The organism is Paraburkholderia acidicola (assembly GCF_002362315.1).
Classification (GTDB): Bacteria; Pseudomonadota; Gammaproteobacteria; order Burkholderiales; family Burkholderiaceae; genus Paraburkholderia; species Paraburkholderia acidicola.
Genome location: NZ_MTZV01000001.1, coordinates 219,099 through 231,669 on the forward strand (window position 1 = coordinate 219,099; position 12,571 = coordinate 231,669).

Below are 12,571 nucleotides of genomic sequence, written 5' to 3' on the forward strand. Positions count from 1 at the left end.
TGGCTCTCCTCAGGTACCGTGCGGCGCGCGTTGAGTACGGGCTCGCGTGCTTGTTTCAAGCAACGGAGAAGGCATCAGGTAGGGCGTAAAGTGCTCCCAGAAGTGCCACTGCTCGGGTTGCCGCATCAGCGCTTCCTCAAGCCTGTCGACAATGCGCTGATGCATCGTCAGCACCGGCGAGCGCTCCTCGTCCACGCCCAGGATGCGCGCCGGCGCTTTGTGCTCGAGTTCGACGAAGTTCACGGTGCAGCGGTCGCGAAACGGCACACCGGTTGCGTACGCCACCAGCAACGGAATCTCGTTCTCTACGGCAAGCTTCACGCCACCGCCTGCCAGACGCACCCAGCGCCCGCCCAACCGGCACGGGTTCGTCTTGCCGAAGCGGCCGTGCAGATCCGAGAACAGCAGGAACACCGGCTGCTCGCGGCGCAGACTGACCACCAGCCGTCGCAGATGGACCCGCTGTTCGATATCGATAAACTCGACCTCGCCTGCGCCGTATTCGTTCACGAGACGGATCGCGTCGTCGAAGAACGCGCCCGGCGCATCCTTGTGCATGACGACCATCAGTTTGCGGTCGTCGGGAATCAGAAAACGTAGCTTGGTGACGAACAGCATCAGATTGCCGAAATGCAAACCCGCGAGCATCAACGGACCACCGCGTGCAAGCGCTTCACGCAATGCCGGTTCACCCGCACATTCCATGTGATCCACCATATCCTTCATCGATGCGAGGCTACGGCTCTTCAGCATCAGGCCCGCGGCCTCGGCTTCGAACAGCTCGCGCACGATACCGTTCGCTACCTGCCGGATGCGCAGCGGATCGTGATTCAGATGCGCACTCATCATGTGCTTGACGGAGATCTCGATCGAATAGCGGATCGCTGGGCACAACCGCAAGCACACCGCGGCGCACGCGCGCATCATCTTGATACAGCGCTCCGGCGACTGTCCTAGCGCAACCCGTCGTACGATGCGGCGGATAAAGAACGCGTATGAGAACGCGTTGAACAGAAAGAGGCGCATCAGCGTCATTCCGACACCTCCAGCTCGGGTCGCCTCGATGCCATTTCAGTCAGCACGCCGTCGTGCATCTGATAGATCCGATCGACCATCGACAGGATCGAATCGTCGTGCGTGACGAGCACGATCGTGCATGGCAGCGTCAGGACGTTGCGGCAGATTTCGTGTGTCGTGGCCTGATCGAGATTCGATGAAAACTCGTCGAGGATCAGCAGATTCGGTTCGCAATAGAGTGCGCGCGCAATCAGCAAGCGCTGCATCTGCCCCGCTGAGAGAAACTTCTGCGTGTCACCCAAAGGCGTGTCGTAGCGGTGATCGAGCTGATCGATCTCCTGATGAATGCATGCCAGCCGGGCCGATTCGAACATCGCGCTCAAACGCGGCGCCGGTGCGAAATTCGTGATGTTGTCGCGTATCGTGCCGCGAAACAGCTGGTCGGACTGCGTCACTGCCGCGATGTGCTTGCGATAAAGACGCAGGTTCACCTCGGACAGATCGACGTCGTTGACGAACAGCGTGCCGGGCGCTGCCGGATACAGGCCGCAGATCAGGTTAAGCAGTGTTGTCTTGCCGCTGCCCGTACGACCGACGATCGCGATCTTCGAGCCAGCCGGCACGTCGAGATTGATGTTGGAGAGGATCGGGCGCGTGCCGCCTTTCGGCGTATAGGACAGCGTCCGGATCGATAACGAGCCGTCGAAATGCTCGACGGAGCGCACCGGCGCATCGGCCGCGGGCTCCTCGGTTTCCGTCTGCAGCACATCGGCTACGCGATCCATGTGTACCTGCAGGACCCGGCGTCGCACGTAGAGCTGGATGGAATCGACGAACTTGTCGGCGAACAGGTTCTTGTACTGGATGAACGCATAGATGATGCCGATCGTGCTCTGGCCGTGCATCACGAGCCACGCGCCGTAAGTCACGATGACCAGTTGCTCGACGTTCACAATCGCTTTAGAGAACGCATCGAACAGCAGTTGCAGCCGTTCCTGCTGACGGATGGCCTGCAGCTTTTGCGTGAGCGCATTGACCCACAGGTTGCTGCGCGCACTCTCGGCGGACAGCAGTTTGATCGAATGCGCGGAGCGGATGTTTTCGATCAGCAGCGCATCGGCTTCGGCGCCGCGCGTGAGGATCTGCGACATCGCATCCTGCATCTGCGGCTGGATCGCAAGCCGGCTCAGCGCGAACAGCACCATGCCCGCGAGGCTGATACCCGCGAGCACCGGGCTGTAGTAGAACATCAGGACGAGCGTCAGCACACAGGTGACGACATTGAGCAACCCGCCAATCAGGCCGTCGACGAGAAACCGCCCGATCTCCGAGATCGACGACACCCGCGAGATCGAATCGCCGGTGTTGTGGAACAGGTAGTAACCGATCGGCAAACGGGCCAGGTGTCCGACCATATTCGACGACAGCTGCTGCGAGACGATGTTGCGCAGATAGCTCTTGATGTTGCCGACCAGATTCGAGTACAGCGTGTCGAACAGGAAGACGATGCTGAAAACGATCGTCAGCAGGTACAGGATGTCGACGTCGGTTTTCTTGAGCGCCTCGTCGATCGTCAACTGCACGTAGGACGGTCCGAGCAGTAACAACAGCTGCGCGGCCACCCCACCCGCCACGCCGATCAGCAGGCTCTTGCGGATGCCGGTCAGACCCGCGAGGTAATCGCGCAGGTGGATGCGGTCGCTCGCGCCGGTGTGCGTGAAACCGATATCGGGGTTCAGTTCCAGCGCGTAACCCGTGATGTTGGTCAGCGCCTGCGCAAGCGGCAGTTTCATTTCGCCGAGCGCCGGGTCGATGATGTGCACGCTGCCGTAACCGACTTTGGTCAACACGACGTAGTGATTCATCCCCCAGTGCAGGATGCAAGGCAGCTTGAGCGCATCGATTTCGCTCGCCTCGAACTGCAGGCCACGCGCGCGAATGCCGAGATCGTTGGCGATCTCGATCAGGTCGAAGAACGACAGCCCGGAATCGATCTTGACGGGATAGCGGTTGCGCAACGTGCGCAGGGTTGTCTCCCGGCCGTGCCACGTCGCAATCATCGCGAGACACGCCAGCCCGCATTCCGTGACCTCGTCCTGCAGGATGGGCCGGACTTTCTTTGTGTTGAACAGCATAGGTAGAGAACCGCTGAGCACAACAATGCTGATCCGGGCGCGACCTGGACGGGCTCGACGGCCCTCGCGCGGACATGGCATGGGCGCCACAACCGGTCGGGACACCGGTTGCAGCGGCGGCGAAGATCAGTTGGGGGTCAACTGGACATCAGCTGGACCCGAGCGCCACCTTGAACTGGTTCACGGCGTTGGCCTGGTATTCAGCCATCAGACCGTTGACCACGGGGCCGATCGCCTGATTGGCGAGTGCGACCGTATAGGCCGCGGAATCGGCGTACAAGGATCCGCCGCCGTTAATCTGGCGGGTTTGCTGTTCGGACAGATTTTGCATCGGAGTGGCCTTTCTTTTATAGAGATGTGATCAACTCCTGAATAGATTTTAAATGTACTTAAAATCCATCTTCAGAGAAGCCCCGACATCACTGTCTCCTGATTATCACCAGGTCCCAGCCAGAATTAATGAGATTTTATATCTGACACGGCGGCGAATGATTATTTACTTCAATTCAATGAATTTCACGCGGAGGGCGCCCTCCGCGCAAGGCAACCAGCTGGCTTACTTGCCGTTATTGTTGAATGACTTCGGGTTCTGCAGATAGCCACCCAGAGTCGGCAGGAACGTGCCAAGCGCGCTCACTACCGGTGCTGCAGCAACGGCGAGACTACCCAGAGAGCTAAGCGGGCCGCCACCATGCACACTTTTCGCCTGTTCCATCGTCATGACTTTCATAGCTATTCCCTCGTAAAAAATAAAAATGACGTCAAGAGTTTCAATTAACCATTAATGGCCGCAGATACAAAGTGACATTTATTTAATAATCGCCACAATTACGAACCGGAATCAGGCTATCATGTGCCCCACGAGGAAACAAGCCGGGCGGCTACCAACACTTGATATTTCTTGATGATTTAACAATCCCCAAAGAAGTGCATATGTTTTAAATCCCAACCTCGAGTGTTTCAAGGCAAGCGTCAAGACCTTTACACGAGCGGAAGATTGGAGACAACGATGTTTAAGATGGCGCAGTGGTATGACTCATCTAAATCAAGGCGTGCGGGTTTTCACTTAAAGCAAAGTAACCTCCGGAATCGTCTGGGTATTGCCGGTCTGACGGCATGCGTTGCAATCGCGCTACTCAGCACCGGTTCGACCGCCCACGCGTTCTGTCTCGACGAGGCTTACCAGCACGCCGCCGGCAACGACCCGAAGTTTCTGCAGGCCCAGGCGCAATACGACGCCGCCAGGCAGAAATATCCGCAGGCTCGCGCGCAGATGCTGCCGCAGGCGAGCGCGCAACTCGAATGGGGCCGCTATGGCACCAGCGCGAACCTGTTTGGCGTGAACGTCAGCGGAAGTAACTCGGCGGCGTACGGCGCAGCGCAGGTCACACAGGCGGTCTTCAACATGCCGGCCCTCTACGATCTGAGCCGCGCCAAGGAATTCGAAGAATCGGCCAGACAGCAGCTTGAAGTGGCAAAGCAGGAATTGATGATACGAGTCTCGGACGCGTGTTTCGATCTGCTGAGCGCCCGGGAAAAGCTGCAATCCGCCGACGACGAAGTAGAGGCGCTCACACAACTCGAAAGCGACACACGGCGCATGGCGCAACTCGGCATGAAGACAGTCGGCGACACGGCCGAAATCGAAGCCCGCCGCAGTCTCGCCCAATCCGACCAGGTGGTGGCAACGAGCGAAGTAGAGGCGCGCAAAGTCCGTTACGAAACGCTGCTTGGGTCGGAGATCGATTTCTCGCACTGGCCGCGCCTCGTCATGCGCGGGACGTCGCCGCGCATTCCAGCGGGCGAGTACCAGCCGCAGGACAACCCCTCTTATCAGCAAGCCTATCGCGATGTTCAGGTGGCCCGCTATGAGGCAAAGCGCATCAACGCCGAGCACTTGCCAACCGTCAACCTGTTCGGATCCTATTCGCGCGGGCCCAATCCGAACCTGCGTGGCCTCACCGATTCCTCCAATTTCCATCAGAGCGCCTTCGGTGTGCAGGTCAGTATTCCGATCTTCTCCGGTGGCAGCGTCCACTATCGTGAGGTCGAGGCATTACACGTCACTGAGCAGTATCAGGACCATCTGCTGGAAGTGTCACAGCAGTTGAGCGCTGATCACCGCGAAACGCTCTCTGCGCTCGAATCGATCGGTCAGCGCATTCGCGCGTTACAGCAATCGCTACAGGCCGCGCGCCTCGCCTACGATTCCTCGCTCAAGGCCCATCAGGTCGGCTACAGCACGACCTACGAAACACTGAACCTGCGCACGGATATTTCGAACACACGCCAGAAGCTCTTCGAGAGTTACCTCGATGCGTTGAAGCTGCAATTGAAGCTAAAGGGCATTCTCGGCACGTTGAACGAGCAGTCGCTCGTGGCTGTCGACAGCTTTCTGGTCGGCAACGCCGCTGCGGAATCGAAGTAAGCGAAGCAATCGTTTCATCGGCGGGCCAGACCAGCTAGCCCGCACGTTGCTCCTGCCTGCGAGCCATCGCGGGGCTGACCGCATGCACGGGATCGAAGCCGAAGAATTCCAGCACATGGCGCGCGACGGTGTCGCGGTCGTTGTCCGCGCAGATCATGTGATAGCTGTTCTCCAGCACGACACTGCGCGCATCCGGCAGCGCGGCTTGCAGAAACTCCGCCGAGCGCAGGCTGGTTAGTTCGTCTTCACGCGCATGCATGACGAGCGTCGGGCACGGCGTCGCCGGTGCGGCCGTGCGCACCCAGTCGCGCATCCGGTCGACCTGGCGGACACACGCGAGCGGCACCCATGGGTAATGAAAATTGTCACCGCGTTCGAACTTCTTCTTCACGATCGCGCGGATCAGCGGGTTCTTGATGCCGAACGGCTCGCCCTCGTCCACACGCATGCGCCCCGCGGTGCCCGGTACGAGATACACCAGATGGCGAAGCGCGCGGTACCAGGGGGTAGACCAGCCGTCGATGTACACCGGCGCGGCTAGCAGCGCGAGCCTGCCGCGCGCGTGCTGCACGCGATGACACAGCAGCAGCGCGACGAGCGCGCCCATGCACATGCCCGCCACATGCAACGTGTCGTACTCTTTCTCAAGCGCCCGGTACTGTTCTGTCACCGCGTCGAGCCAGGCTTCCGCGCGCACGCCGACCAGGTCTTCGGGACGCGTGCCGTGTCCCGGCAACGTGATCATGTGCGCGTCGCCACCTGCCCGCCGCACCGCCTTGTGCAGAGAGCCGAGATCGTATTGCGTTCCGCCGAGCCCGTGGATCAGTAAAACGCCGGTGCGGCCGGTCATGATGATCGTGCGCTCCGTGGTTTACTGATCCGCTGCCGCGTACTGGCGCTCGCGCTCGATCTGCCAGATACCCGCGACCACCGTGACGTCGAGGTTCGAATCGAGCAGCGGTGCGCCATGATCGGTGACGATGCGCGTGTCGCCGCCCGCTAACACGATGCGCAACGACACCGCGGCACGATTCTCGTCAACCGCTGCCACGCGCCAGTGGTGACGCAATGTCTTGTGATCGTCTGGATGAAGCCGTGCGAGTACGTCCGGCACGCTCGCAAGCGATTCCGTGCTGACCCCCACGCCGAACACCCGCTGCACGTCGCCGCTCCAGTCGATCCGTCCCGACTGCGGGTCGAGTACGTAAGCGACCTGGCCGGCACCCGCCAGCGCGAGTTCCATATTGTTCTGCACGATCGCCGCGCGCTCGTACACGCGCTCGGGGTTTGTCTTCAACGTACTGACGGTCAACACCAGCAGCGACGTGATGGCCAGGTACAGCTGCGCTTCGAGCAGCGAGCGGCCGTGATGTTCGTCGAGCAGCGCGAACGGGCCGTTGCCCTGCGCCGTTTGCAGGATCACGATCAATGCCAGCACGAGCACCGACAGCGACCCGATGCGCCCACCGAGCAACACCGTGATCACGACGGTCAGGAACATCGGCAGGTACGTCATCGCGTAACCTGCGCCGAGGCCGAATTTCTCGGTGCTGTCGCCGTTAAAGATCATGATCGAGCCGACGGCGAGCAGCACGAACGTCACGACGCCCAGTACCACATCGAAGCGTTCGTGATCGCCTGACCGGTGGGCGCGAAAGCGCGCCCACGATGCGAGCGCCGGGGTGATCAGCAGTACCCCGACGAAGTCCGATGCGGCCCACACGAAGCCGACATGCCAGAACGATGCGCCTTTGAGAATCGCGTACCAGCCCGCACCGCCGAGCGCGCCGAGCACCCCCGCGATCAGGCCGGACAGGATGACCGAACGCAGAAAATAGAGCCCTTCGAGCGAGAAGCGCACACGTTGCACGAGCCAGACGGCGAGCGCCGCGGCACCGACCTCGTCAATGGCGAACAGCAGCGCATTGAAGAGATTGCCCCGCTCGATTGCGGTCAGCGCCAGTTGTGCGACAAGGAAGGCCGCGCCGAGTGCGGGCCACTCCCGCACGGGACGCAGCATGAATGCGCCCACCGCGACGCCGGCGGGCAGCCAGATATAACCGGTCTGCTGGACTGGACCGTTGAACAGGTGCGAGATGTAGCCGCTGGCGAGATACAGCACCGCCCACAGCAACGCAGCCGCGAGCCCTGGTCTGGAGCGTGAGGTTTCCATCGCGATGTCCTGAAGGGTAATCGTACGTCGCGTACGTTTCGTACTTAGCGTACTTTGGCGTGTCAGCATACTCCGCACGCTCTCCGCGCGGAACCCGGATTGATCAGTGAGGCTGCTGCGATGCGCCCGTTGCCGCGTGCCGGTAAACATTAGGAGCAACACCGTGCCAGCGCTTGAACGCCTGCGAGAACGTCGACGCATCGCTAAAGCCGAGCTGTGCCGCAATATCCGCAATGCTTAAGCGCTGCTCTTTCAACAGTACTTCGGCCGTCGCACGACGCGATGTTTCGAGCAGCATCCTGAACGACGTGCCTTCGTCCTTCAACCGCCGCTTCAACGTGCGCTCACTGACGTTGATGACGCGCGCCATGGCGGCCAGATCAGGCGGAGGTCGCCCGGGTACGTTGAGATACTGCTGGACGATCGTCGAGAGACTGGACCCTGCCCGCCGACGCGCAATCAGGTCGGCGCACATCTGCTCGCACTGGGCCGCGGTGGTGGGGTTGGCGTGCGGCAGCCGCCGGTCGAGATACTCGAGCCGGAATGCGAGGCTGTTCGACGGCGCGCCGTAATGCAACGGTGCCCCGAGTACGCTGCGCACCTTGTGGCCGCGCACCGGCTCGGCGTTGAAGGTCATGCGCTCGATCGTGAAGTCCGGACCGGCCACTTCGGCAAGCAGCGTGGCCGCGGCCGCCATGTCGCCTTCGACGAGAAAGCGCGTCAGTTCCTGCTCCAGGTCTGGCTCGCCGAACGTGATGACGCCAAGGTCGTTTTCTTCGTGATACGAGATCGTCGTGAAGGCGAACGTTAGCGGCAGGAAACGCAAGGCGAGCTGCAACGCATCGCGCATCGTCGCGCTGCTGATCAGGCCAAAACCCCATACGCCATACGCAGAGAAGTGATAGCGCAAGCCCAGCTCGATGCCGAGTTGCGGCGGTGCGCCGGTCAGCTTCAGCAGGTTGCGAATCACCTGCAGTTCCTGTTCGGCAAACAGCGCGGCGTTCGGGTCGCCCAGTTGCTCGGGCGAAAGACCGCTGCCGCCGAGGATGTCGGCAGTGGAGAAGCCAAGCCAGCAGCCGTAGTCGAACAACATACGGGTGCGCGCCGGGCCGCGTGTAAAGTCCCAGAAACTCATCGGGAGATACCCTTAGAGAACACTATCTGGCCCAAATACTAATGCAGTTGTCCCGCCGCACCATTGGGGGATTCCTACTACGGCTTCACTATCACCCGCAATTGCGCTACGGACGTCAGGCGCGATGCGGTATGCGCAACGGATCGTTGCGAACGATGATGCGAGTCACCAGAAGGATCGATATGAAGGGTTTTAAGGGGAAAGTCGCGGCGCTGACCGGTGCGGGGTCGGGCATGGGCCGCAGTCTTGCTGTCGAACTGGCGCGGCGCGGTTGCGATCTCGCGTTGAGCGACATCAACGAAGCCGGGCTCGTCGAGACGATGAAGGCCTGCGTCGTGTATGGCGTACACGTGACCACGCAACGGCTCGACGTCGCCGATCGGGCGGCGGTGTTCGCATGGGCCGCACAGGTCGCGCAAACGCACGGGCGCATCAACCTGATTTTCAACAACGCAGGTGTGGCGCTAGCGGCGCCTGCGGAGACCGCGAAAATCGAAGACTTCGAATGGATCATGGGGATCAACTTCTGGGGCGTGGTGCACGGCACGCAGGCGTTCCTGCCGTACCTGCGCGCGTCGGGAGACGGCCATGTCATCAACACGTCGAGCCTGTTCGGTCTGATCTCGATGCCCACGCAGAGCACCTACAACGCGAGCAAATTCGCGGTGCGCGGCTATACCGAAGCGCTGCGGATGGAGCTTGAAATCGAGGGCATCCCTGTGAGCGCGACCTGCGTCCATCCGGGCGGCGTCGCGACCAATATCGCAACGGCGTCGCGGGTCGACGACGGCATCAGGAAGCTGACCGGACAGGATGCGGACGCACACCGGCGTTCGGCCAACCGGCTGATCAACGCCACGCAACCCGACGATGCCGCACGCCAGATCCTCGCCGCTGTCGAGCGCAACGCGCGGCGTGTGCTGATCGGCGGGGACGCAAAGCGCGTGGACCTCATCGCACGCGTGCTGGGTTCCGCGTACCAGCGGTACGTGCTGCGCTTTCACCGCAAGATGATGAAGCGCCGCGGTCAGTCTCACGCGACACGGCCCGCGTCGAGCGCTCTTCCCTCCCGCAAGGACATCGCATGACGCCCGCTACCCTCGAGCGTACGGCTTCGTCGCACGACGAACGGCAACGCGCATCGCGCACAACAACTAGCGAAACCGACTACGACGTGCTGATCGTCGGTGCGGGGTTGTCGGGCGTGGCCGCCGCACACTACCTGCAGACCCAATGCCCGACGGCCCGCTTTACGATCCTCGAAAGCCGCGAGACGATGGGCGGCACGTGGGACCTGTTTCGCTACCCCGGTGTGCGCTCCGACTCGGACATGTTCACGCTCGGCTATAGCTTCCGTCCGTGGGCCGGCGAAAAGGCGATTACCGACGGCGGTCTGATTCTCGACTACATCAAGGACACCGCACACGAACTCGGTATCGATTCGTCGATCCGCTTCGGTCATCGTGTGGTCGGCGCCGACTGGAATTCGTCGGAAGCGCGCTGGACCGTGCGCGTGCAGCGCGGCAGTGCAACCGACGGCGTGGCCGCCGACGAAATCCGCTACACGTGCTCGTTCCTCTATATGTGCAGCGGCTACTACGACTACGAAGAAGGCCATGCGCCGCGCTGGGCCGATATGGAGAAGTTCGCGGGCCGCGTCGTCCACCCGCAGCACTGGCCCGACGATCTCGCCTATGCGGGCAAGCGCGTCGTCGTGATCGGCAGCGGAGCGACGGCAGTCACGCTCGTGCCGGCGATGGCGCCCGAAGCCGCGCACGTGACCATGTTGCAGCGCTCGCCCACGTACATCCTGTCGCTGCCCGCACGCGATGCGATCGCGGACAGGCTGCGCCGCTGGTTGCCCGCGAAACTTGCGCATCGCCTGGTCCGCACCAAGAACGTGTTGCTGACGATCTTTCTGTACAACCGCTCGCGCAGCAAGCCTGAAGAAACGAAGCGGCTGCTGATCAAGGCCGCCGCGCGGCAACTGGGCCCCGACTTCGACGTCGCGACGCACATGACGCCGAAGTACAACCCATGGGATCAGCGTCTGTGCCTCGTGCCGAATGGCGATCTGTTCAAGACAGTGCGGTCGGGATCGGCCTCGATCGAGACCGACGAGATCGAACGGTTCACCGAAACCGGTCTGCAACTGCGCAGCGGCAAACATCTCGACGCCGACCTCGTGATCACCGCGACCGGGTTGAAGGTCAAGATGCTGGGCGGCGCAACGGTCTCTATCGACGGACGCCCGGTGTCGCTCAGCGATACCGTTTCCTACAAGGGCATGATGTACAGCGGCATACCGAATCTCGCGTCATCGTTCGGCTACACGAACGCATCGTGGACGCTGAAGGCGGAGTTGATTGCGCAGTACGTGTGCCGGCTCATCAATCATATGAAGTCGCACGGGTACGACAGTTGCGTGCCGCGGCTGGGCGACGACGAAACCGGCGAACTGCCGGCTGTCGACCTGACGTCCGGTTATATCCAGCGCGCCGCGAACATTCTGCCGCGGCAAGGGCTGCATAAGCCATGGAAGAACCATCAAAACTATCTGCGAGATCTCGCATCGCTGAAATTTGGAACCCTGAGCGACGGCGCGATGCAGTTTGAGCGACGCGATCAGACGGCGGCGGTGCCAGCAGCCTCGGCCGCGTCGAAACAAACCGTACAGGTGCAATCATGACCGTCGTGACATTGGGTTTGATCGCTGCCGGCGCGATCTGCATGCTGGTCGTAGTCGGACTGATGGTGTTTTCGGCCTATGTCGCGCGCCGCGTCGACCAGGCGCTTCCTGCACAGGGCAAGTTCGTCGATATCGGTGCGGACCGGATTCACTACATCGACCGCGGCAACGGCCCGCCGATCGTCTTCATTCACGGCTTGAGCGGACAACTGCGCAACTTCGCGTACTTGCCGCTGCAGGAGCTCGAAAAGACGAATCGTGTGATCGTGCTGGACCGGCCAGGCTCCGGCCATTCCGTTCGCGGTGCGGGCTCGTCGGCCGGGATTGCCGCGCAGGCGCAGACCATCGCGCGGTTTATCGAAGCGCTCGGACTGCACAAGCCAGTGATCGTCGGTCATTCGCTCGGTGGCGCGATTGCGCTCGCGATCGGCCTGAACCATCCACGCAGCGTCGGTCGTCTCGCGCTGATCGCGCCGCTCACGCACATGATGGCGCCGCCACGCGTATTTGCCCAACTGGTGATCCCGTCGTCGTGGGTCCGCGCCATCGTGTCGGTCACGCTGGCCGTGCCGCTCGGTATCCGCCACGGTCCCGCGGCGCTGAAGGCCGTCTTCGCACCCGAGGTAGCGCCGAAAGACTTCGCGATGAAAGGCGGTGGTCTGCTGGGTTTGCGCCCGCGCGGCTTCCGGACGGCATCGACTGATCTGGTGGCAGTGAACGACGATTTGCCCTCGCTGGAGCGTCGTTACGCGGCGCTGCGTATGCCGGTCGATGTGCTGTACGGTCGCGGCGACGAGATTCTCGACTGGCGACATCACGGCGAAGCGCTCACCCACAAGGTGAGTCACGCGGTACTGCATCTGGTGGACGGCGGTCACATGCTGCCGATCACGCAGCCTGCCATGACAGTCGAGTGGCTACGTACGCTAGTGGCCGTGCCGACGGCGCAGGCATCCCCGACGGCTACGACCAACGCATAACACACGGTTGCGGC

The 12,571-nt window shown here is 61.7% G+C and carries 11 protein-coding genes; 4 read left to right on the forward strand and 7 right to left on the reverse strand.

Going from position 1 to position 12,571, the window contains the following annotated elements:
* Nucleotides 1-9 precede the first annotated feature (9 nt).
* From BWP39_RS00635 to BWP39_RS00650, 4 genes are all read right to left on the reverse strand, one after another.
* On the reverse strand, nt 10-1,035 hold the full coding sequence (locus BWP39_RS00635; protein ID WP_096716458.1) for a lysophospholipid acyltransferase family protein: 1,026 nt from the start codon (nt 1,033-1,035) through the stop codon (nt 10-12).
* Nucleotides 1,032-3,152: a peptidase domain-containing ABC transporter gene (locus tag BWP39_RS00640; RefSeq protein WP_096716459.1), complete on the reverse strand. Its 2,121-nt coding sequence runs from the start codon at nt 3,150-3,152 to the stop codon at nt 1,032-1,034. Before BWP39_RS00640 ends, BWP39_RS00635 begins: the two co-directional genes overlap by 4 nt.
* A gap of 148 nt (nt 3,153-3,300) precedes the next feature.
* The gene (locus BWP39_RS00645; protein ID WP_096716460.1) at nt 3,301-3,483 is read right to left on the reverse strand and encodes a hypothetical protein; all 183 of its coding nucleotides are present in this window, start codon (nt 3,481-3,483) and stop codon (nt 3,301-3,303) included.
* A gap of 225 nt (nt 3,484-3,708) precedes the next feature.
* Nucleotides 3,709-3,882, reverse strand: coding sequence for a hypothetical protein (locus tag BWP39_RS00650; protein ID WP_096716461.1), 174 nt, complete (start codon nt 3,880-3,882; stop codon nt 3,709-3,711).
* Between the two features lie 279 nt (nt 3,883-4,161).
* Between BWP39_RS00650 and BWP39_RS00655 the strand changes: the two genes are divergently transcribed.
* Entirely contained in the window at nt 4,162-5,580 is a 1,419-nt protein-coding gene (locus tag BWP39_RS00655; RefSeq protein ID WP_096716711.1) for a TolC family protein, read from the forward strand.
* 34 nt (nt 5,581-5,614) lie between these two features.
* On the opposite strand, the gene BWP39_RS00660 is transcribed toward BWP39_RS00655, so the two are convergent.
* The 3 genes from BWP39_RS00660 to BWP39_RS00670 all read right to left on the reverse strand — a co-directional run bounded on the left by BWP39_RS00660 (nt 5,615) and on the right by BWP39_RS00670 (nt 8,888).
* Nucleotides 5,615-6,430, reverse strand: a complete 816-nt coding sequence (locus tag BWP39_RS00660; RefSeq protein ID WP_096716462.1) for an alpha/beta hydrolase — start codon at nt 6,428-6,430, stop codon at nt 5,615-5,617.
* Between the two features lie 21 nt (nt 6,431-6,451).
* Nucleotides 6,452-7,753, reverse strand: a complete 1,302-nt coding sequence (locus tag BWP39_RS00665; protein ID WP_096716463.1) for an MASE1 domain-containing protein — start codon at nt 7,751-7,753, stop codon at nt 6,452-6,454.
* A gap of 103 nt (nt 7,754-7,856) precedes the next feature.
* Nucleotides 7,857-8,888 (reverse strand): AraC family transcriptional regulator, encoded by a 1,032-nt coding sequence (locus tag BWP39_RS00670; RefSeq protein ID WP_096716464.1) that lies wholly within the window; start codon nt 8,886-8,888, stop codon nt 7,857-7,859.
* A 182-nt stretch (nt 8,889-9,070) separates the two neighbouring features.
* On the opposite strand from BWP39_RS00670, the gene BWP39_RS00675 reads away from it, so the two are divergent.
* The 3 genes from BWP39_RS00675 to BWP39_RS00685 are packed head-to-tail and all read left to right on the forward strand — an operon-like array spanning nt 9,071 to nt 12,557.
* Nucleotides 9,071-9,976, forward strand: a complete 906-nt coding sequence (locus tag BWP39_RS00675; RefSeq protein WP_096716465.1) for an SDR family NAD(P)-dependent oxidoreductase — start codon at nt 9,071-9,073, stop codon at nt 9,974-9,976.
* Nucleotides 9,973-11,577, forward strand: coding sequence for a flavin-containing monooxygenase (locus BWP39_RS00680; RefSeq protein WP_096716466.1), 1,605 nt, complete (start codon nt 9,973-9,975; stop codon nt 11,575-11,577). The genes BWP39_RS00675 and BWP39_RS00680 overlap by 4 nt, the downstream gene beginning before the upstream one ends.
* Nucleotides 11,574-12,557, forward strand: coding sequence for an alpha/beta fold hydrolase (locus BWP39_RS00685; RefSeq protein WP_096716467.1), 984 nt, complete (start codon nt 11,574-11,576; stop codon nt 12,555-12,557). Before BWP39_RS00680 ends, BWP39_RS00685 begins: the two co-directional genes overlap by 4 nt.
* Nucleotides 12,558-12,571: the final 14 nt, after the last annotated feature.